This window comes from Nocardia sp. CA-135953 (genome assembly GCF_050955735.1).
GTDB lineage: Bacteria > Actinomycetota > Actinomycetes > Mycobacteriales > Mycobacteriaceae > Nocardia.
This window is the reverse complement of record NZ_CP192082.1, coordinates 4,518,235-4,539,339: the sequence shown is the minus strand read 5'-3', so window position 1 is coordinate 4,539,339 and position 21,105 is coordinate 4,518,235. Positions and strand designations below refer to the sequence as shown.

Annotated in this window: 19 protein-coding genes; 12 read left to right on the top strand and 7 right to left on the bottom strand. The window is 65.3% G+C overall.

From position 1 onward, the window contains the following. Window positions 1-48 precede the first annotated feature (48 nt). The 3 genes from ACQPXH_RS20865 to ACQPXH_RS20855 all read left to right on the top strand — a co-directional run bounded on the left by ACQPXH_RS20865 (window position 49) and on the right by ACQPXH_RS20855 (window position 3,564). On the top strand, window positions 49-1,236 hold the full coding sequence (locus ACQPXH_RS20865; protein WP_433598215.1) for a cytochrome P450: 1,188 nt from the start codon (window positions 49-51) through the stop codon (window positions 1,234-1,236). After that, window positions 1,233-2,693: an aldehyde dehydrogenase family protein gene (locus ACQPXH_RS20860; protein WP_433598214.1), complete on the top strand. Its 1,461-nt coding sequence runs from the start codon at window positions 1,233-1,235 to the stop codon at window positions 2,691-2,693. Before ACQPXH_RS20865 ends, ACQPXH_RS20860 begins: the two co-directional genes overlap by 4 nt. Window positions 2,694-2,823: 130 nt before the next feature. Continuing rightward, window positions 2,824-3,564 (top strand): SDR family NAD(P)-dependent oxidoreductase, encoded by a 741-nt coding sequence (locus ACQPXH_RS20855; protein ID WP_433598213.1) that lies wholly within the window; start codon window positions 2,824-2,826, stop codon window positions 3,562-3,564. A 276-nt stretch (window positions 3,565-3,840) separates the two neighbouring features. On the opposite strand, the gene ACQPXH_RS20850 is transcribed toward ACQPXH_RS20855, so the two are convergent. Continuing rightward, entirely contained in the window at window positions 3,841-4,908 is a 1,068-nt protein-coding gene (locus ACQPXH_RS20850) for a hypothetical protein (protein ID WP_433598212.1), read from the bottom strand. 190 nt (window positions 4,909-5,098) lie between these two features. Here ACQPXH_RS20850 and ACQPXH_RS20845 point away from each other — a divergent pair, with 190 nt between their 5' ends. Together ACQPXH_RS20845 and ACQPXH_RS20840 are read left to right on the top strand one after the other, a co-directional pair. Further along, window positions 5,099-5,410: a hypothetical protein gene (locus ACQPXH_RS20845; RefSeq protein ID WP_433598211.1), complete on the top strand. Its 312-nt coding sequence runs from the start codon at window positions 5,099-5,101 to the stop codon at window positions 5,408-5,410. Window positions 5,411-5,422: 12 nt separating this feature from the next. Further along, window positions 5,423-6,919, top strand: coding sequence for a class I adenylate-forming enzyme family protein (locus ACQPXH_RS20840; RefSeq protein WP_433598210.1), 1,497 nt, complete (start codon window positions 5,423-5,425; stop codon window positions 6,917-6,919). Between the two features lie 164 nt (window positions 6,920-7,083). Here ACQPXH_RS20840 and ACQPXH_RS20835 read toward each other — a convergent pair whose 3' ends face one another. Next, window positions 7,084-9,453, bottom strand: coding sequence for an acetyl-CoA acetyltransferase (locus tag ACQPXH_RS20835; RefSeq protein WP_433598209.1), 2,370 nt, complete (start codon window positions 9,451-9,453; stop codon window positions 7,084-7,086). A 4-nt stretch (window positions 9,454-9,457) separates the two neighbouring features. Beyond that, window positions 9,458-11,593 carry an acetate--CoA ligase family protein gene (locus ACQPXH_RS20830; RefSeq protein WP_433598208.1) on the bottom strand — a complete coding sequence of 712 codons (2,136 nt, stop codon included), beginning with the start codon at window positions 11,591-11,593 and terminating at the stop codon, window positions 9,458-9,460. A 153-nt stretch (window positions 11,594-11,746) separates the two neighbouring features. Here ACQPXH_RS20830 and ACQPXH_RS20825 point away from each other — a divergent pair, with 153 nt between their 5' ends. Then, window positions 11,747-12,367 carry a TetR/AcrR family transcriptional regulator gene (locus tag ACQPXH_RS20825; protein WP_433598207.1) on the top strand — a complete coding sequence of 207 codons (621 nt, stop codon included), beginning with the start codon at window positions 11,747-11,749 and terminating at the stop codon, window positions 12,365-12,367. Here ACQPXH_RS20825 and ACQPXH_RS20820 read toward each other — a convergent pair. Beyond that, a complete protein-coding gene (locus ACQPXH_RS20820) occupies window positions 12,351-13,949 on the bottom strand; it encodes a flavin-containing monooxygenase (protein WP_433598206.1) in 1,599 nt (532 codons plus the stop codon). The genes ACQPXH_RS20825 and ACQPXH_RS20820 overlap by 17 nt on opposite strands. Continuing rightward, the gene (locus tag ACQPXH_RS20815) at window positions 13,946-14,890 is read right to left on the bottom strand and encodes an alpha/beta hydrolase (protein ID WP_433598205.1); all 945 of its coding nucleotides are present in this window, start codon (window positions 14,888-14,890) and stop codon (window positions 13,946-13,948) included. Before ACQPXH_RS20815 ends, ACQPXH_RS20820 begins: the two co-directional genes overlap by 4 nt. Before the next feature lie 193 nt (window positions 14,891-15,083). Between ACQPXH_RS20815 and ACQPXH_RS20810 the strand changes: the two genes are divergently transcribed. After that, a complete protein-coding gene (locus tag ACQPXH_RS20810; RefSeq protein WP_433598204.1) occupies window positions 15,084-15,785 on the top strand; it encodes a GntR family transcriptional regulator in 702 nt (233 codons plus the stop codon). A 234-nt stretch (window positions 15,786-16,019) separates the two neighbouring features. On the opposite strand, the gene ACQPXH_RS20805 is transcribed toward ACQPXH_RS20810, so the two are convergent. Together ACQPXH_RS20805 and ACQPXH_RS20800 are read right to left on the bottom strand one after the other, a co-directional pair. Beyond that, window positions 16,020-16,241: a hypothetical protein gene (locus tag ACQPXH_RS20805; RefSeq protein ID WP_433598203.1), complete on the bottom strand. Its 222-nt coding sequence runs from the start codon at window positions 16,239-16,241 to the stop codon at window positions 16,020-16,022. Between the two features lie 1,255 nt (window positions 16,242-17,496). Then, window positions 17,497-17,760 carry a helix-turn-helix domain-containing protein gene (locus ACQPXH_RS20800; protein ID WP_433598202.1) on the bottom strand — a complete coding sequence of 88 codons (264 nt, stop codon included), beginning with the start codon at window positions 17,758-17,760 and terminating at the stop codon, window positions 17,497-17,499. 141 nt (window positions 17,761-17,901) lie between these two features. Between ACQPXH_RS20800 and ACQPXH_RS20795 the strand changes: the two genes are divergently transcribed. From ACQPXH_RS20795 to ACQPXH_RS20775, 5 genes are all read left to right on the top strand, one after another. After that, on the top strand, window positions 17,902-18,126 hold the full coding sequence (locus ACQPXH_RS20795) for a helix-turn-helix domain-containing protein (RefSeq protein WP_433598201.1): 225 nt from the start codon (window positions 17,902-17,904) through the stop codon (window positions 18,124-18,126). 188 nt (window positions 18,127-18,314) lie between these two features. Then, complete coding sequence (locus ACQPXH_RS20790; protein WP_433598200.1) at window positions 18,315-18,524, top strand: hypothetical protein; 210 nt, start codon at window positions 18,315-18,317, stop codon at window positions 18,522-18,524. A gap of 86 nt (window positions 18,525-18,610) precedes the next feature. Next, window positions 18,611-19,030 carry a hypothetical protein gene (locus tag ACQPXH_RS20785; protein WP_433598199.1) on the top strand — a complete coding sequence of 140 codons (420 nt, stop codon included), beginning with the start codon at window positions 18,611-18,613 and terminating at the stop codon, window positions 19,028-19,030. Next, on the top strand, window positions 19,027-19,740 hold the full coding sequence (locus ACQPXH_RS20780; RefSeq protein ID WP_433598198.1) for a hypothetical protein: 714 nt from the start codon (window positions 19,027-19,029) through the stop codon (window positions 19,738-19,740). Before ACQPXH_RS20785 ends, ACQPXH_RS20780 begins: the two co-directional genes overlap by 4 nt. An 881-nt stretch (window positions 19,741-20,621) precedes the next feature. Continuing rightward, window positions 20,622-20,819 (top strand): hypothetical protein, encoded by a 198-nt coding sequence (locus ACQPXH_RS20775; protein ID WP_433598197.1) that lies wholly within the window; start codon window positions 20,622-20,624, stop codon window positions 20,817-20,819. Window positions 20,820-21,105: the final 286 nt, after the last annotated feature.

Below are 21,105 nucleotides of genomic sequence, written 5' to 3'. Positions count from 1 at the left end.
TGGGCTGGCGTGGACGATGCCGGCCGGAGAAGACTTTTGGAGGAACGGATGTCCGGAACACCGGCTCGTGAGGAGAGCGCCGCGCTCGATGTCTTCACGCCCACAGTCGACCCGTACTCCGCGCTCGCCGCGGCGCACGCGCGTTGTCCGGTGAACAACGGCCTCGCCGGCAGTGTGGTGATCACCGGCTACGAGAACGTCTCCAGGGTCTTCCGCGATCCGGAGGGTTTCCGGAATCAATTGAAGCCGCCCGCACCGGGTATCGAGCCGAGCCTCGTGCACATCGACGGCGCCGACCACAACCGGTTGCGCAAACTGGTGGTCAAGGCGTTCACTCCGAAGGCGGTCAAGCGCCTCGAACAGCCGACCCACGACATCGCCAACGAACTCATCGACACGTTCGCCGCACGGGGCTGCGCCGATATGTGCGCGGAATTCGCATTCATCCTGCCCGCCATGGTGATCGCCGAACTGATCGGCATCCCGCCGGGCGACCGCAGCACCTTCGTGCACTGGGCCGACGACGCCATTTCCCAAGCGGCGCCGGGCAAGTCGGGCTATGCGGCGTCCGACCCCGAATTGCGCGCCTACGTGAATCAGATCATCGAGGAACGGCGCGTCACGCCTGGTGAGGATCTGCTGACCGACCTGATCGAAGCGCACGACGGCAACGACCGGCTCAGCACCGGCGAGCTGCTCGCGCTGGTGCGCCAGCTCATCCTCGCCGGTACCGACACCACCGCCAACCTGATCGGCTCGATGCTGCACTTCCTGCTGTCGGACCGGTCCCGGTGGGAGCAGCTGAAGCAGGATCGATCGCTGATCCCGAACGTCATCGAGGAGACTCTGCGCTGCGAACCGCCGCTGTACTGGGTTCCGCGAATGACGTACGCGGACACCGAGTTCGCGGGGACGCGAATCCCCGCCGGGACGATGGTGTGCAACGCGGTCGGCAACGCCAATCGCGATCCGTCCATGTGGGAAGACCCCGACACCTGGGATATCGATCGTCCGGCCGCACGCAACCGCACACATCTGACCTTCGGCTTCGGCGAGCATTTCTGCGTGGGTTCGTCGCTGGCCCGGCTCGAGGCCACCGTTGTGCTGGAGGTTCTGCTGGACCGGCTGCCCGATATCAGGCTCGCCGACACCTACGAGTTCCGGCCGCACGGCCCGATGATGATGCGCGGAGTCGCCGCCATGCCCGTCATCTTCGACGCGGGCTTGGCGGCATGACCGCGGTAGGTACGCCGCCGCGGGATCTGCTCATCGACGGTGAACTGGTCGGCCCATCGGACGGCGCCACGCTTCCTGTGGTCGATCCCTCGATCGGCGAGGTCGTGCGAGAGGTGTGGCTCGGCGGTCCCGCCGAGGCGGAGGCCGCGATCGCCGCCTCGCGACGGGCGTTCGACGAGGGGCCGTGGCCGCATCTGCCGGTCGCCGAACGGGCCGCGGCGTTGCATCGCCTCGGTGACCTGATCGAGGCCGATACCGGCCGGTTCACCGATCTCGTGGCGACCGAGGTCGGCACCCCGCGGCTGATCGCCGAGGCCGGGCAGGTGCGCAGGCCGATGGATCATTACCGCGACATGATCGACCGCGGTGCGCGCGGCCTGGATCGTGAATTGGCCGATCTGCCCGGACCGCCGCGGTCCCGGCAGATCATCGCCCGTGAACCTCGCGGCGTGGTATCGGCGATCACGCCGTGGAACGCGCCGCATCTGCTCAACCTGTGGAAGGTCGCCCCGGGGCTGGTCACCGGAAACACCATGGTGCTCAAGCCTTCTCCCGAGGCGCCGGGGTGCGCGCTGTTGCTCGGGGAGCTCGCCCTCGAGGCAGGGCTCCCCGCGGGGGTCCTGAACGTCATCACCGGCGGCGGCGAGGTCGGCCGCCTGATGGTGGGAGATCCCCGCGTCGACATGATCGCGTTCACCGGTTCCTCGGGGGTAGGGCGCGGCATCGCCGCCACGGCGGGTGGATCGTTGAAGCACGCGCTGCTCGAACTCGGTGGCAAGTCCGCGCTGCTGGCGCTGCCGGACGCCGATGTGCCCTCGATGGTCGCGGCGGCGATGCGATTCGTCACCCTGGCCGGACAGGGCTGTGGCCTGCTCACCCGGATTCTGGTGCCCGATTCCCTGCACGACAGGGTCGTGGCGGCCTTCGTCGCGGCGCTGGGCAAGGTGCGGGTCGGTTCGGCGCACGATCCGCAGACGATGATGGGCCCGGTCATCAGCGCCGGGGAACTCGGTCGAATCGAGGCGAGTCTCGCCGACGCCGTGCACGAGGGCGCCTCGATCGCCTTCGGCGGCAAGCGCCCCGACGTACCGGGCAACGGATACTTCCTGGAACCGACTCTTCTGGTCGATGTGCGCAACGACATGACCGTGGCCCGCGAGGAGATCTTCGGCCCGGTCATCTCGGTGATCCGCTACAGCGGCGATCCGGACGAGGGCGTCGCGCTGGCCAACGATTCCGAATACGGCCTGGTCGGCGCCGTGTGGACCCGCGACGTCGACCTGGGTGTGCGGCTGGCCCGGCGGATCCGCGCCGGACAGGTCCGGGTGAACGCGACGGCGTCCACGACGGAGGGCCCGTTCGGCGGATACAAGCAGTCCGGCGTCGGCCGCGAATGCGGCGACCTCGGCGTCGCCGAGTACACCGAGATCAAGTATCTCGGCTGGGGCGATGCGTAGTCCCCGACCGTCGATGATCGGCGAAGACCAGTGAGTTCCGCAGCGGCAGAAGGTCTTTCGGGCCTTTCGTAACCGCTGCGGAGCGAAATCGCGCTTCGGCGAAGGTTACTGATATTTGCGGAGGTATGTCATGACAGCGTTGTCGGGCAAGGTTGCGGTGGTTACCGGAGCCGGATCGGGAATCGGTGAGGCCACCGCCGCTCTGCTGGTCGAACGCGGAGCGCGGGTGGTCATCGCCGACATCGATGAGACGGCGGCTCGACGAGTCGCTGATCGCCTGGGCGAGAACGCTATTGCGCACCACACCGATGTCACCGTGGAAGCCGACGCCCGGTCGATGGTGGATGCGGCGGTCAACGCTTTCGGGCGTCTGGACATGGCGGTGAACAACGCCGGCATCGGCGACAGCGAGCAGCCGCACACCACCGAGATCGAACTCGAAACCTGGCGGCGAGTCACCGCCGTGGACCTCGACGGCGTGCTGCTCTGTATGAAGGCCGAGATCCCCGCCATGCTCGCCACCGGCGGCGGGTCCATCGTCAATATGTCCTCAATGTTCGGCGCCGTCTCAATGGCGGGCGGCGGCGCCTACGCCGCGGCGAAACATGCCGTCGTCGGGCTGACCCGAAGTGCCGCACTGGAATTCTCCGCGCGGGGCGTGCGGGTCAACGCCGTGGGCCCCGGCGTCATCGAGAGCCCGATGACCGCCGAACGGCCCGATGTCCGTGATGCCGTGGCCGCACTGCATCCGATCGGCCGTCTGGGTACGCCGCGCGAGGTCGCGGCGGTCGTGGCCTTCCTGCTGTCGGACGAGGCGTCCTTCGTCACCGGTTCGTTCTACTCGGTGGACGGCGGTTACACCGCTCACTGAACGCAAAATGAGTTCGGCACGGTGGTCAGGCGTCGGCGGCCGATCCCCGATCCGCGTCGGCGGGTACCGGACGGTCCCGTCTTGCCACCGCGGACGGCCACCGTCCGGGCGTCCTGCGGCGGCCCGGCGGTCGCGAATTGTGTTTGTGCCGAACACAATCCGACGCATTTCAATATCGCGACGAGGATTTTCGAGGTCGAGCGCACGTGTTCTCGTGCAGGTGGACCGTCCGCGCCGCGTCGTCACCGCGGGCACGGGGTGTGTTGTCGATACGTTTCAGGAGTGGGAGAGCAGTTCGTCGACTCCGCCGACGCCCTCGTCGCGGAACCGCGTGATGAAGGTTTCGCCCCAGCTGAATGCCACTCGGACGGGGCGGTCCTCGCCGTGGCGCAGGATGCGACCGGCCTGCGCACGGTAGCCACCCCAGCGGGCGTCGGAGAACTGGGCCATCTGGCCGCCGGGTTCGAGTTCGAACACCCAGGTCTGTCCATCGTCGGTTTGGTATCCGATGCGCTGTGCCCAGTCATCGGCGTCGGGGTCGAATCCGCCGCGCGTGCCCGCTTGCATGGTGACCGGGCCCTTCTCGTCGGCGACGGCGACGAAGTTGAACCCTTCGCGCCCGATGGCGACCTGGCCCCACTCGACGGTTCCGTCCTCGAATTCGGTGGCGAAGGCCGACCAGGACAACTGCGTCTCGTTGAAGATCCGGAACTCCTTCCAGTCCGCACCGTGCGGCCAATAGCCGTGATCGAGGAATACGAACCCGCGTACGTCTTCGCCGAGGACCTTGCCCTCGATGCGGTACAACTCGCTGGTGTAGAAGAACGGCTCCTCGTGATCGATACTCGCGATCTGGATGCCGGGGCCGACCAGTGTGCCCTCCAGGCCCAGGATCTCGCCTTCGCGCCAGCTCAGGCCGTCGCCGCGGAGCCGGAAGTCCAGGCCCTCCTCGGGGGCGCCGCCGGCCTTGCCCAGCAGCGAGCCGAACAGGTGATGCTCCTGCGCGCTGTACTCGCGTTTGACCTCGCCACGCACGGTCTGCAGCGACTCGGGGGCCAGCGAAACCTTTCCCGAGCGGGTGTTCATCAGCCACAGCCCAGCGGTCATCGGGCCGCAGAACTTCCGCTCGACGATGTGCAGCGCTCCGGAGGCATCGCGCCAGCCACCGTAGAGGTACCACGACTGCTCGGTCAGGCCGAACGGGCGAGAGGTCGGTAGATGCATCGCCAGCTCGGTTTCGTAGCACGCGACAGCGGTGTTGTATCCGAGTTCGCCGAGTCGCGGGGCGACCGTGGCCCCGGTGGGGTTCGAGTTGGTGTTGATGTGAAATCTGTTGCTGGACAAGGAAGTTCCTCTTATAGATGCAAGCCGGAAGAATTTGTCGTCGATAGGCGCACTCGTCCGCGCCCGGTAGCGGTCAGGAGTGTCAATCCGGATGCAGTTTATATATATGTTCTAGATTTAGTGACGAGCTGGACCCAAATACACTAACTAGGTTATCGTATTCTGTATCTCGATCAGGAAGGTTCCAGCGATGAATCCGCGAACAGGACAGCAGCTCGCCAGCGCGGTCGACGACACTCGGGTGGTTGTCGTGCGCGCGCCCGCCACCCAGGTGAGCATTACCTGCGGCGGGGCGGAAATGGTGGATCCGCAGGCGGCGGATGCGGCGGCCCGGCAGCCCGCGGATCCGGACCAGCGGGACGGCACCCAGCTCGGCAAGCGGTACGCCGATGAACAGATCGGCATCGAGTTGCTGGTGGCCAAGGCCGGCCAGGGCACGCTCGCCGTCAACGGCGTCCCTCTGACGATCAAGGGGGCCAAACCCTTGCCGTCCTCTGACTGAAACGAGTGCGCGATGCATCTGACACTGCTGCTCGACATGGCCGCGGACGGATTCGCCGACCGCGGCGTGGTCGGAACCCGCAGCGCGGCGATCACCGGAAGCCGACTACGCGAATTGGCAGCCGGCGGTGCCGAATTGATTCGCGAGGCGAATGCTGACGCGGTGGTCTATCTGGCGGTCAACGGACCCGCTTTCCCAGTGGCGCTGTTCGCTGCCGCCATCGCCGGCGTACCGCTGGTTCCGCTGAACTATCGGCTCGGCGCGGAGCAACTCGACGAACTACTGGCCAATCACCCCCATGCTGTGACAATCGCAGACGAACCGCAGACCGCCGCGCTCGCGCGCTCCGGCCGGGATGCGGTGACCCCGCGGGAGTGGCTCGACCGGGCCGCCGCCTCGGTGCCGGAGTCGATGGAGGTCACCCCGACCGACGCACCGGCGGTGATCATCTACACCAGTGGCACGACATCCAAGCCGAAAGGTGTGGTGCTCCGGCACGAGAACCTGGCCTCCTACGTATTGGAGACCGTGGAGTTCGGTGCGGCGGATCAGCATGACGCCGCCTTGATGAGCGTGCCGCCGTACCACATCGCGGCGGTGTCCAACGTATTGACCAATCTCTATGCGGGACGGCGCTTTCTGACTCTGGAGGTGTTCGATCCGCAGCGTTGGCTGCAGACGGTTCGCACCGAATCGGTGACCCAGGCGATGGTGGTGCCGACCATGCTCGCTCGCATCATGAGCCACGACGGCGACCGGAGTGTGCCGTCGCTGCGATTGTTGTCGTACGGTGGCGCGAAGATGCCACTGAAGGTGATCGAGCAGGCGCTGCGGGAATGGCCCGCCGTCGATTTCGTCAATGCCTACGGGCTGACCGAGACCAGCTCCACGATCTCCATACTCGGACCCGAGGAACACCGCGCTGCGCTGTCCAGTACCGTTGCCGCGCAGCGTGATCGACTCATGTCGGCCGGGCGGCCGGTGCCCTCGATCGAGCTCGTCATCCGGGACGAGGAGGGTAAACCGGTAGCTTCAGGGGAGACCGGCGTGATCTGGGTCCGTGGGGCACAGGTCTCCAGCGAATACGCAGGTCGCGGATCATCGGTGGACAGCCAGGGGTTCTTCGATACACGGGACCGCGGCCGGATTGATTCCGAGGGCTACCTGTTCATCGAGGGGCGGATCGACGACACGATCATCCGCGGCGCGGAGAACATCGCGCCCGCCGAGATCGAAGATGTGCTGACCCGGCACCCGGACGTCGAGGACGCGGTGGTCGTCGGCGTACCGGACGAGGAGTGGGGGCAGCGCATCGAGGCCGTGGTCGTGTCCAGGGCCGGCGCCCGGGTGGACGGCGAGGAGCTGCGAGCCTACGTCCGTGGACTGTTGCGTGGTTCGAAGACTCCCGACCGCATCGAATGCTGGAAAGAGTTGCCGCGCAACGTCGTCGGCAAGATCCAGCGTCGAGACGTTGTTGCCGGGCTGAGCCCGGAGAGTTCCGTCTCCTGACGATGAAGGTCCGCGATCCATGTCGAAGGGATCGCGGACCTTCATTGCTCAGGGCGAACGATATCGGGACACGACTGGGCCCGTGACCTCCCTGGTCGGGTGATCACGGGCCGTTCGAGCAGATGCTCACGGTCACATCATCGGGACCGTGAGCACGTCCTCGCTTATCGGTTCTTCCACTGCGGCGCGCGTTTGGCGCCGAAAGCGAGAAGACCCTCCATCATGTCCTCACTGGTCATGAGATCGTCGAGAGCCGGTGAGTGATGGTCTACGGCATCGATGACGTCGCTGATGCCGCTGGTCTCGTTCATCACCTGCAGCGAAGCGCGCACCGATGTCGGTGATGCGGAGAGTATTTCGACCGCGATTGCGCGCGCACCGTCCAACGCCGTACCCGCGGGCACGACCCGGTTCACCAGTCCGAGTTCATGGGCCTGCTCGGCCGGGATCTTCCGGCCGGTCAGGATCAGCTCGTTGGCGACCTTCGGGGGAATCGCGCGCGGCAGCCGCACCAGACCTCCGGCGCCGGCGATGAGCCCCACGCGCGTCTCGCTGAGGGCGAATTGCGCGGTGTCATCGGCGACCACAATATGGCAGGCGAGAGCGATCTCGCAGCCGCCGCCCATCGCGAAGCCGTTGACCGCCGCGATGACCGGTTTGGTCATATCGCGGCGGCTGGTCAGACCGCCGAAGCCGTTCTTCGGTACCCAGACCGGCTTTCCGCTCGCGGAATAGCGCAGATCGTTTCCGGAACAGAACGATTGGTCACCCGCGCCGGTGATGATCGCGACCCAGAGTTCGGGATCGGCGAAGTAGGCGTCGAAGATCTCGTCCAGTTCCTCGTTGGCCTGCGGGGTGAGCGCGTTGCGGGCCTCGGGGCGATTGATCGTGATCTCGAGCAGGTGGCCGTCGCGGTGCACGCGGGCGAACTCGTAATCGTCGCGCAGCACCGGAACACGCTGGGGGAAAAGCTCTTTCATTTTCTCCGGGCTGCCGGTGACGACGTTGCCTCGTCCGTCGGATCGGGCGAAGACGGGATGTCCGACCGGGTCTCCGGTGGTGAGCAGCGCCAGCAGGTCCGTGTCCTGCGGCGCCACGGTGGCCAGGAATCTGCGGCCGTCGTCCAGGCGTCCCACCACGATGCCGGTGGGGCCGCTGCGCTCGTATTTGACGGTGTAGGTCTCGATCCTGGCCGGGCCGTCGGCTTGCACGGCCGTCTCGACCGACGGCACCGCGTTCAGTTCCTCCTGCAAGCGTCGGCTCTCGTCCTCGCGCCAGTCGGTCGGGGTGGTCGAGTAGACCGCGGCAGAATACTTGCTCAGGGTGCCGCCGTTCGCGCCGACGAAGCCGTAGGTTCCGGGCGTAGTACGAAGGCGCGCAACGGTTTCTGCTACCGCGTGCATCGAATAGTTATTGCCCGCGCCGCCGAAGAACGGCAGACCTCCGGTGACCGTCAGGCCGCGCGGATCGTCGGCGGTCAGTCCCAGATCGTCGCACAGGGCCGAGACCGCGATCGGGAAGCAGCTGTAGAGGTCGATGGTGTGCAGTTGATCGGCGCCGATTCCGGCGATCTCGAGGGCGTGTTCGGCGGCCCGCACCAGGGCCGGTGCGACGCTGAGATCGGGACGATCGAGCAGATTCTTCTCCCGCAGTTCTGCATGGCCGTGCAGAAAGACCCACTTGTCCTGGGGGACACCGAGTTCCCGGGCCGCGGCCACCGACATCAGCAGCACCGCGGCACCCTGATTCACCTGATCGCGCGCTACCACGAATCTGGTGTAGGGCTCGGCAACCATGCGGTTGCGGTCATCGACCGCGATCAGTTCCTCGGCGCTGCGCTCCACCGGTGCCGCGGCGTACGGGTTCTTGGCGGCGACCCGGGTGAAGGGCGCGAACAACTCGCCGATACTGCGGCGGTAGTCCTCGCGCGAGAGACCCAGGCGGGCTCGCCGGGCGTTGTCGAACAGCGCGTACTGGCTCGGCGCGTCGGTGAGTCCGTGCATCATCGCGTACCGGGAAACCAGTCCGCTCAGGCCGAAGCCCCGGTCCTCCAACTGCCCGCCCCGTTGCTCGGTGAAGTCGGGTCGCTGCTCGGATTTCGCCAGGTGCCGTACCGTCGAGATGGCTTCGGAACCGAAAATCAATGCCGCGTCGGAGTTTCCGGCGGCAATGTTGCGGGCCAGCTCAGTGATCAGATGCTGCGGTGACTGTCCGCCACTGACTTCCAGAATGGCACGGGCGGGATCTGCCCCCACCCGATCCGCCACAGAACGGGGATAGTTGTCGGACTTGCCGAGCGGGGCAGGTGCACCGGGCGTGGAGATCTCGAACTGCCGGACTCCGGCCACCGTATCGATACGGGCCGCGAGTGCTTCGGAGTTCGCTCCTGCGTCGGCGAGCGCTTCTCGCGCCGCTGCGGCGGCGAGCTCCACTGCGGACAGCGCGCGGTAAGCGGAGCCGTCGATACGCTCGGCGGCTTGGCCGACGCCGACGAGAACCGGTGTGCGCGAATCGATGTCGTCGATGGTGGTCATGTCCTCATTCTCCCTTCGTGTCGTCGGCGGGCGTTGCCCAGGTGATCACCGCGTCGAGTGCCTCGACCGTCGACCCGTCGACGCGCAGCGGGTTGATCTCGAGCGATTCGAGTTCGTCGCCCAGGCTCAGTGCGAGATCGCCGACCCGGGCGATCACCGCGGCGAGTGCGTCCAGATCGGCTGCGGCCGTTCCGCGTGCGCCCTGCAGAATCGCCTTGCCGCGCAGGCTGTCCAGCAGCGCACGGGCCCGATCGGGCGACACCGGCAGTGTCGCGAGGGCCGAATCATCGAGTACCTCGACGAAGATCCCGCCGATCGCCACCGCGAGCACCGGGCCCCACTGCGGATCGCGAACGACACCGACCAGCAGTTCGACTCCACCGGTCCGCATAGGCGAGATCAGGACGCCCTCGATCCGGGCGTCGGGCGCGTTCGTCGCCGCCGCGGCGGTGATCTGTTCATAGGCGGCAGCGATGTTCGCGTCGCCCTCGACTCCGAGTACGACACCGCCGATATCACTCTTGTGCAGGATGTCGGGGGAGGCGATCTTCATCGCGACCGCGCCGCCGAAGCCGGCTGCCACCTTCGCGGCTTCGTCCGCACCTGTCACCAGACCGCTGGGGACAACGGGGATTCCGGCATCGGTGAGCGCGTCGCGAGCGGTCGATTCCGACCAGGCGCCGACCCGGGCAGCGGCGGTGGTGACCTCGACCGGGTTCGGGGTGTGAGTGGTCACCGAACCGATGGTCGCGGACCACCAGGCAAGGTTGCGCAGGGCCACCACCGACTGTCGCAGCCCGGGGATGAGGTGACCGATCTTCGCTTCGGCCAGAACGGATTTGGTGTAGTCGGTGATGGGCTGTAGCACCTGGTTGACCAGTGTCACCGGTGTGGCGGCATTCGCCGCGCCGATGGCGTCGAGCATGTACTGCGACTGGTTCGGTCCGCCGGTGGATTGCCATGGGACACCGCTGATCACGCCAACCACGCCGACCGACGGGTCCTGTGAGATCGCCTCGATCGCCTTGGTGAAGATCGAGGGATCGATGATCGCGGCACCGGTGACATCGAGCGGATTCTGCACGGTTCCGTAGTCCGGCAGGACCTGCTGCAGTCGCTCTCGGGTCGGGGCGGCCAGTTCGGGCAGATGTGCGCCGAGGTCTTCCGACCTGTCGGCGATGATGTCACAGGCGCCGCCGGAGATGGAGACCCATCCGATTCCGGGCGCGCCGAGCTTGCCCAGGTTCGCGGCCGCCGCCGCGGTGATCATCATGTCCTCGATCGAATCGACCCGGATGACGCCGAGCTCGCGGAAGACCGCATCGATGGTGCGATCGTCGCCGACCAGAGCGCCGGTGTGGGCCGCGGCCGTCCGGGCCGACATCTCGCTGCTACCGGCCTTGAGTACGACGATGGCCTTGCCCGCCGCGGCAGCCCGCTTGGCCGCGGTTGCGAACACCTCCGGCTCGCGGATGGTCTCCATGAAGATCGCGATCGCCTTGGTCGCCTCGTCGTCCACCAGAAAGTCCAGGACGTGACCGGCGGTTATCAACGCCTCGTTGCCGAGCGTGACCATATAGGACAGGTCGGAGCCGGCCATGCTGGCGAAGTCGACCATGGCCGAGGAACTGGCCCCCGACTGCGACAGCAGCGCTACCCGCCCGGCCGTCCGCGGCAGCCCCGGCACAGGGGTCACCGGGACCTGGTCGACGAAATTGGCGAATCCGAGGTGGTTGGGACCGAGCACCAGCATGTCGAGCGAGCGGGCGTGTTCGACCAGCTCCTGCTGGGCGCGGCGACCGTCCGCGCCCGCTTCGCCGTATCCCGAGGACAGGATCACCGCATTGCGGATCCCGGCCGCGGCGGCGTCGTCGAGCGCGGCGAGCGTACCGGACTGCGGAACCTGCATGAAGGCGACATCCACCTCGTGGCCGATATCCGAGCAGGTGGGCACGGACGGTTGCCCGTGCACGTCGACACCGCGCCGGTTCACCAGAAAGGTGTGATCGGCGAAGCCGAAGTCGACCAGGTTCTTGTAGGCGATGGCCGAGAACATTGATTTGTCCGATGCCCCGACCAGGGCCACGCTGCGCGGCCGGAACAACGTCCGCAGACGGTCGGGGGTGATGTCGCTGCTCATCGTTGGGCACGCTCCTTGTACTAGAAATGCCGGGATAACCGGCGGGGTTCCGAGAAACCAGAATTACGGAACGATCCCGTTCGGTAATGTGACCCAGGCTATACTGAACGCATCCGTATGGCAAACATTGATCGGACGAACACGGAGGTTGGCATGACCACGACGGGACCAGGGCGACGTCGTGATCCAGATGTGGACCGACGGGTCCTCGAGGCTGCTCTCACGCTGTACGGCGAGGCGGGCTGGGGCGGGTTCAACGTCGAAAAGGTCGCCAAGGTCGCCGGAGTGGGAAAGGCGTCGATCTATCTGCGCTGGTCCACCGGTGAGGCGCTGCTCATCGATGCGCTGAACCAGCTCGGCGGAATCGAGGACGTCGAAACCGGTGACGTGCGCACCGACCTCGTACGTCTGGCGGAGGGGGTCATGATGCAGTACATGGGACCGAGCGGCCGGGCCGTGATGCGCCTCGGGGTCGAGGCCGATCAGATCCCGGCCATCGGCGAGCGGTGGCGGGTTATCCGCGAATCGCAAGTGGTCGCGGCGCGCACGCTCGTGCGCCGGGCGATGGCTCGCGGGGAGCTGCCGGCGGGCACCTCTGTCACCTTGCTGCTGGACATGCTGTGCGGTGCGGTGACCATGCACGTGCAGGCCACCCCCGCGCATCTGCGTCATCAGTTGCCCGCCACCGCATCTCGCTATATTCGTGAGCTCGTCGACTTCCTCTTGCGGACCGTTCGTTCGGACCAGCCCGTAGGGGTTATCGAGCAAGGATGAACCCCTCGTAGTTGTTCCTGGCAACCTCGTCGCACTTTTCGCGATACGCCCCGACCCCGCCGACGTACGGCATGAACACTCGCGGCTTACCGGGGATGTTCGCCCCGAGGTACCAGGAGTTGGCCTGTGGGTACAGGGTTGCGTCCGCCGTTTCGTTGACGTGGGCAACCCACCGTTCCTGAGCGGCTTCGTCCGCTTCGCTGTGGTCCAGCTCGTTCTTCTCGAGATGCTCGATATGTGCGACGATCCATTCGACGTGCTGTTCGATCGAGGTCACGACATTGCTGAGCACTGAGGGGCTGCCCGGCCCGGTGACCAGGAACAGTTTCGGGAATCCGTGGACCGCTACACCGAGGTATGTTTTCGGACCGTCCCGCCAGCGGTCGCGCAATGACGCTCCGTCGCGGCCGACGATATCGATCCGGTTCAGCGCGCCGGTCATCGCGTCGAATCCGGTGGCGAACACGATGACGTCCAGATCGTGATCCCCTGCGGTGGTGCGGATCCCGTTCGCGGTGAGGGCCTCGATCGGGGTGGTGCGCAGATCCACCAGTGAGACGTTGTCCCGGTTGTAGGTGGCGTAGTAATCGGTGTCGACGCAGATCCGCTTGGTGCCGACAGGATGATCGTGCGGTTTGAGCAAGCGCGCCAGCTCCGGGTCCTCGACGATCTCGTCGATCTTTCCCCGGATGAAATCGGCAAGGGTGTCGTTGGCGGCCTTGTCGGTCATGATGTCGGCGTACGCGAACATGATGGTCGCGCCTCCGGCCTGCCAGAACTCTTCGTATCGGGCCTGCCGTTCGGCGGGGGTGACCTCGAGTGCGGAGGTCTCGACGGCGTCGGTCGGTGAGCCGCCACCGGACCACCGGGACCGTTCCCGCAGATCCGGGTAGTTGGCTTTGACCTCGGCGATGTGGTCGGGATCGAGGGGCGAGTTGCGGGCGGGCACACTGAAATTGGGGGTCCGTTGGAAGACCGTGAGGTGGTCGGCTCGGGTCGCGATTTGTGGAATCGCCTGGATGCCGGATGAGCCCGTGCCGATCACCGCCACCCGTTTGCCGGTCAGGTCGACGCCGTCGCGCGGCCAGGACCCGGTGTGGTAGACCTCGCCGGTGAAGTCGTCGATCCCGGCGATGTCGGGCCGCCGCCCGGCGGACAGGCATCCCGTGGCCATCACGACGTACCGTGCGGTGACTTCTTCGCCGCCGTTGGTGCGGACCGTCCATGTGCCTGTCGATTCATCGAAAGACGCTGCGGTGACGGTCGTTTCGAAGGTGATGTCGCGGCGCAGATCCAGCCGGTCCGCGACGAAGTCCAGATAACTCCTGATCTCCGGTTGTGTGGCGTACTTCTCCGACCAGGTCCACTCCTGTTCGATCTCGGGGTCGAAGGAGTACGAGTAGTACACGCTTTCGGCATCGCAGCGCGCGCCCGGGTAACGATTCCAGAACCAGGTGCCGCCGACACCGTCGCCACGTTCGAAGGCCCGGACAAGCAAACCCTTTTCGCGCAGGGAATGAACGAGATGCAGTCCGGCGAAACCCGCGCCGACCACAATGGCATCGACATCGGTCGCGCTCATCGAGCCTGCTCCTTTCCGACGATCTCTCGGACGGACTCGGCGACGAAAGCGATCCCCGCGTCGCTGCCGGGAAGAATATTGACGAAGGTGAAGAAGCCGTGCATCTGTCCGGCGAAGCGGTGGCAGCGCACCTGCACTCCGGACGCGGCGAGACGCTCGGCATACGCCTCGCCCTCATCGCGCAGGACATCGTGCTCGGCGGTGAGAACGATTGCGGGCGGCAGATTTTCCAGCGATGCGGCGCGCAGCGGTGCGGCTTCGCAACCCGGTCGGGCCGCGGTGTCCGCGAGGTAGTGATGCCAGAACCAGGTCATGGTTTTCCGGTCGAGCATCAGCTGGTTCTCCGGATCGCGATAGGACGAGGTGTCCAGGTCGGCGTCGGTGACCGGGTAGATAAGGATTTGCAGGGCCAGTTGCGGCCCTTGCCGATCCCGGGCCCGTAGCGCGACGACGGCGGCGAGATTGCCTCCGGCGCTGTCTCCGCCCACCATGAGCGGCACCGGGCGTCCGGCGATCCACGTCAGGTTCTCCTGCGCCCACCGCAACGCCGACCAGGCGTCCTCGATCGGCACCGGGTGCGGGTGCTCGGGTGCCTTGCGATAGTTCACCAGCACCACGGCCGCGCCGGTCGCCACCGCGAGTTTTCTTGCGAGCGTGTCGAACTCGTCGATATGGCCGACCACCCAGCCGCCGCCGTGGTAGTAGACCAGGACCGCGGACGGTTCCGCATTCGGTACGAGGACCCGGATCTCGAAGGTGCCACCGGCGTCGCTGTCGACTCGCACGTCGCGGATCTGCGCCATATCCGGACCCGGACCGATCATCTCGATCAGCGCCCCGCCCTTGTCGCGAGCTTGCTGGGGAGTCAGCGTCCACGTGGGTGGCGCACCCGATCCTGCCATCTGGGCGAGAAAGGACGAGGTTGCGGTGTCGAGGGCCATGGTGGTCCCTTCCGAGGCAGTGATGATGAGACCCTCCCGAGTTCGAGGTACCGGGAGTTGAAATGTGATGTGCGCCATGACATTGGCCTGAAGTGGCGGCTGTCACACACCATACAAAAACAATGCATTGTTTTGCAAGGGGGGGTTCGGTTCCCGTAGAGCAGCACCGCTGCGGGTACGCTGATCGAGGCAGATGAGCACGCGGAAAGGGCAGTGGTTGACCGAGTCCGAGCTGGCGCCTTCCCGGAAGGAAGTCGTCCTGCGGACGTTGCGCGGCGAGATCCTCTCCGGCGCACTGGCGCCCGGGCATCCGATCAAGGACGTCGAACTGGCGGCGCGGCTCGAGGTGAGCATCACCCCGGTGCGCGAGGCGGTCACCCAGTTGATCGAGGAAGGTCTCATCGAAGCTCTGCCGAACAAGCGTCGACGCGTGACGACGCTCTCGCTCGAGGCCGCGACCGAACTGATGGATGTGCTCGGCGTTCTGCTGTGCGCGACGTTGCAGCGCGCGCTGCCGAACCTGCCCGGCGAACCACTCGCGCGGCTGCGCGCCGCGGTGGATGAGTACCGCCCGGCCTCCCGCGCGCGCGACAAGCATGTAACACGTTCGGCCATGGATGACTTCGTGCACATTCTCACCGCCGCCGCGGCGAACCGGGAGCTGGCGAACCTCGTCGACGGAGTCGCCACCAGGTCCTACCGCCTGATCGGCCTGGACGACGCGAGCCCGCTGTGGGTCGTGTGGCGGGAGAGCCTGGACGCTGTGGTGGAGTTGCTCGAAGCCGGGCGTGGCCTACGTGCGGTGATACGACTCGAGGATCACTTCGCCACCGTGGTGGCCACGCTGCGCGAGCACGGCGACTCCGCCGGTGTACTTCTCGGGCCCACCGGCTGAGATTTCCGGAACGGTCGGCACGCCGAACTCGGAGGTGTTGCACCATAACAATGCATTATTAGTCGGTGTGCGGGAAGCTGGGCGCGTCGTCAGGACGTACACGTACAGGGAGAAGGGTGCCGCTGTGGCCGCGGGCAGATGGTTCAGCCTGCGACGTCTCGTCCGTTGCGGCGGATCAGCCGTTGGGTTTTGATCATCTCGCACAGCCCCTGCAACTGGGCGGGAGTCGGCTGTTCAGTGCCCGTTCGGCCCACCCCGGCTGGGTAAGGATCTTGGTCTGTAGTGGTCGCGGGTCCGGCTCGCGGGCATGCTGTCGGCGACGACTGGGATGTAGTCGCCGAAGGTCGGCACGTTTGTGGCCGGAGGGGTGTCGTCGCTGATGTCGGCGACGGTGAGATCGAGCCGGTCCATCATCATCCGGATCGCGGCGATGTCGGCGTCGCTGCGTGCGCTCATCGTCTTACAGGCCGGCTGATGCGCGACAAACCAACGCTGTGCGATCTCGTCCGCGCCTGTTATCTCCTCGACCGTGACCCCATCGAACTATTCCGCTGAGTGGCATGTCCGATTTCCGAATCGGCAACTTCGGCCGATTTCGGTGAAGGTTATCGTCGTGCGTTAGTCCCGCCGGGTATGGCTGTGTGTCGGTCGGCGCTGACGGCTTGGTCGGCGCCCGTGGGAAATGTTGTGATGTCCGCCGGACGGGCCTGTCGTCGAGGTCGGAGGCGGCACTGCGGAGGGGAACTCGTTTCGCCGGCGCCTGATGGCTGTGTGCCACAAATAGTTATGTCCAGTTCGCGGGTTCGCCACTCTGCTGGAGTAATCCGAGCAGGATGGATGCGATAGACCACCGCGGGATCCTGGCAACGCCTTGCGCGATAGGTTCAGGTTCGGGTTTGCCTGTGGCCCTGCCGATGAGGTCGGGTTGCGGGGTGGTGGACCTCGGCGGGTATCGACGTGCTCGGTTTCAGTGATGGCTCTGTGTTTTCATTCGCGGAGTATTTTCATGGATGTGGTTCGGGCGGCTCCGGAATGGTTCCAGTCGCGGGTTGTTCCGAACCCCTCGGCGCACGGTGAGATCTATCGGGGTTTGTTCATCCCTCCTCTGCCGTCCACGACCGGGTAATCCGATACAGACATACGGATATGTGCTTGCACGGGTGGGTGCTTCGACGGATCGCGCACTATTGGCGAATAGCGGGCAAACAGCACGCGCCGATTGATACCAACTGCTAGTGACGAAGAGTCGATTCGGTGCCTGTCTTTGCCGAGTAAACCGGAAGCCGATGCGATATAAATACCCTGATTCCGGGACGCAGGATTTGTTCTGTAGCCCGGGTTCGCCTTGCCCGATGGCGGGCAAACGAGTTGAAGGGGAACATGTTGTGGAGTGTATTGGCACCGGCGCCGAACAATCGACGATGCGGGGGATGGTAGCGGCGTCTGCGCTGCAGACGACCTTGGGAATGGACGGCGCGCACCGAGTACTCGAAGGCAGGGCGACTGTGTGCGAGGTCGTTCTAGCATCATGGGTGCTGGGAGTGGATTCGGTGCAGGCTGTGGTGGACTATGCCGAGGCGGCCCTCGGCCCCGTCTCCGAGAGCACTGCCGGTCCGCGCTGTGCGTGATGGGTGGTGACGCTTGTTCCGTTCGCGGAGCGAGCATCACGATTGTCTTGACTCGAGCGCGACGTGATGGGAACCCGTTCGCGTCACGGTCGCGCAGTCGGCCGCTCGACACCCTCGAGGGCGAGCGTGACGAACTCGCGCATGGAAATATCCAGTGCGTCGCACAGGGCATGCAGTTGCTGCATGTCGGGGGAGCGTTCTCCGTTCTCGAATCGCTGAATCGTGCTGACGGCGAGCCCGGTCAGCTCCGCGAGTTGCTGTCGCGTCAGGTCGCGCCGGGCCCGGGAGGCTCGAAGCTCGTCCCCGACCGCGCGATTGATTGCCGTAGCCGTCTGTTTCGCACCCATATGGACCATTCTGAGTTCCGAACGGCTATGTGGCAAACGCCATCCGTAGATGATGATCTTGAAGTGCCTGCGGGTCAACTGCTGGAGCCATAGGTTCGTTCGGACTTGCCAGTAGTCCGTTTGGACCATATTGTGCTCCATGTGGAGCAACTGGACAGGGTGATCGCAGACGGTGTCCGAAGGGCGCTCGGCGAAGCTGGAATCGGAATAAAAGACCTGGTCAAAGGCGCCTCGATACCGTCGGCGGTGTTGCGGCGGCAATTGGCCGCAGAAGCGTCGTTCACATTGACCGAACTCGCCGCAATCGCCGCGGTCCTGGGGTGTCGGACCGTCGATCTTCTTCCGGATCTGGTGCGTGGGCAGTGACCGGCATCGAGCGAATGGTGGCTGGCGGTCGACCGAAGCGGGGGAAGTGCAAACCTCGATGTGAGCGACATCACTCCAGTGGGTCATCGGTAATCAGACATTCGAGCGATCGATCAGTTATCGATATCGCGGCGGCATTGGAGCAATTCCGGCGTCGGATCGGATGCGCTGTCGTGTTCGTGTCGCCGGTGAACACGAGAGTCGAACGTGGCGTCATCGCCCGGGTCGACAACCGGATGGTGTACGTCGACTACGGCTATCCCAACCCGGTCTGGCCGAGCCTTGGCAATGCCATCGCGACCCACCCCGCCAACCTTCGGCTCGAATCCCCTGTCGCGAAGCCGGACTCGCCTCCCGTGACCAAAGCTCCGGTGTTCTCCCATGCGCCGACGCACTGAACCACCGTTTTCGGAATATTCGTCAGAAAGTGAGACCTGTCGTGTCCGGTTTCATGCCCAAAAGGACTCAGGCGCCCAAGTATACGATGCCGGAACCGACGACAGAGGTGCTGATGGTCGCCGGAACCTGGCATCCGAACCGAGACGATGTCACCGAGTCCGTCCGTGCCGCTGCGTATCAGGCTGCGGCCCAAGGGAATCCGATCACCTTCTGGCCCGAGGGCAGGCCCTTGCGCACGCTCGCCCACCTCGGTTCCTGCCGCAGTCCGAGTAGTCCCGAGGCGATGTTGGGGTGGGGGTGCAGTCCGGTGGATGTTGTCGCGCGCGGTCGGCTGTGGCGCTGGTGGTCACCATGGAGCTGGCGCGTCTGGACAGATGCTGTCGTCTATGCGCGGTGTTATCTCCCCGATGACCGCCATACGGAAGACTCCATTCGCCTCGGACGTACTCGGCATCTGGCCGAAACTCTCGACAACGGCGCGGTCGAACGGGCGTCCGCGCGGTGAGCGAAGCATCGCAGCATCTCTACCTCGACAGATCACAACTGTGTGCGCTGGCCGACTTGCTACGTGCCATACCAGAACTGGACGAAGACCTCACGATCGCCAGATCCCGGCAGGCGCGAATCGGTGCGCGTCGCGACTATGGGATACCGCGGCACCCCAGTGAACAACCGCTGCCCTACGACCAAGCGGCCGCTGACGCTGCCGACGGTATGCGGGCTGTACTGGTGTCATGGGTGCGGCTGGTCTGTGAACAGCGTGCGATCGACTATCCGGGATCAACGACGACCGCCGGGATTGCCCGCTGGCTGGCACGCAATCTCATCGCCTTGGCGATGACCGTGGGTTCCGAGGCGGCGCCCACGGAGATCGATCGTGTGGTCCAAGCCGCGCTGCGGGTCATCAGTCCGCCCGAGGAGTCCGCGGTACTCGACGATGCGGCGTTGCTGTTGGCCCGCTCGCAACGTCTCAACGCTTCAGGGCTGGCGGCCCTGGCGAAACGCTTGGGAGCCGAATACCGCACGTTGACCCTCCGGCGCGTGCAGACACTGCGTGATGCCGGAAAGATCTCGCCGATACCAGGACCATGGTCCCCCGAATGGCCCGAACTATTCGCCGTCGGTCAGGTCCTCGACGCCCATCTCGCCTACCCCAGTCGCCGCAGGCGCGCTGCTTCAGCGACCACGCCACCGCGACACCGCGTTTCTCGGTGATCCACATCGCGCCGATCAGTGCCCTACCTCGAGCGCAGGTGGGGCACTTCGCGTATTCGATGCATTCTCTTCGCTTTGTCGACGCCACGTGTGGACCGTAAACCATTGTTTACCAGCACATTCGGGGGTCATTTCGAGGCTGGGGGTTGACATCGGCTGCGTGTTAAGTGAAGATTAGTGCAGCGCCAGAGCTGTGCCCGAAGCCTTGAAAGTGCTTCTGGAGGAAAGCGTTTGGCTCACATCGCCCCTCCTTTTTTGACGACTCGAAGAGTCGGCCCCTTCTTTTCCGAATGTGACTGTGGCTTCGGTACCCGCGTGGGTGCCGAAGCCACAGTCGTTCCTGTGCCGGTCCATCACCTCTCGGTCGGCTGATTCGTGCGGTACGCCCCCGAAACCCTTTCGATGTCCAAGGACAAGCGGGGGGAGCCTGCCGCATACCGCCCCGGGCGATCCGGTGTCTTCCAGCAATACCAGCGCGGTCCAGACACCACTCGACTCGGGCGCGTGAGCCCCGTTCCCGGGCCCCGGGCTCGGGAACGGGGCTCACGAACAACCCACTCCCGCAAGGGAACTCCGACCACACGAAAGAGACCGACTGTGACCGATCCGCCGCTCGATCTGCTAGTGCCGGCGTGCTCGCTCGCCGCGTCGGTCCCGCCGTTCATTGCGCAGCCATCCAGTTCACTGCGCCGCCATCGCAGCGATAGTGTCGAAAGCTCGCCAAAACTGCAGCACCCGGCCCACCCTGTGTGACCTGCTCGACACTGATCGTGATCCTTTGTCTCGAAGACGAAGTCACGTTTTCAAGGCCGCCGACCGCAGCTCCACTCTCGGTCCGGCGGCCTTTGTCGTTCTCGCATCCCCTGATCAGGAGGTCCGTCATGAACTACTCATTGCTCGAGCTGATCGAGATGGCCGCGCACACGGCACCCAGTACGCCACTGTCTGTGGACAGCGCCCATGAGATCATGCGTCTGCACCGTGAATGTCCGGCCGGCAGGTGTCCACGGAAGTCGGCGGCGTTCGATTCGCTGGCCGCCGCCGGGCGCCTGGTGCCGGACTCCGGTCGCCACACTTGATCTCTGAAGTGGCGTCTACCAGCAAGTTTCAAGAGATTTGATCTTGGGTGTTGACATTGCGCGCCGCTTAAGTGAAGCTATTTGCAGCGCCACAGTTGTGCCTTCCTCTCGAACTCACGGGAATCATCACTCCACCAACGGTTTCCACTCCTGAGAACCCGACTCGGTGCGAGAGTTGTTGTACTGCAACAGATATTGATGACGAAGCCACCCATCGGCGTTTTCCCGAGACCCATGTGGTCGGCCCCCGAAACCCCTTCTCAGGTATAACGCGGGATCAGAGCCC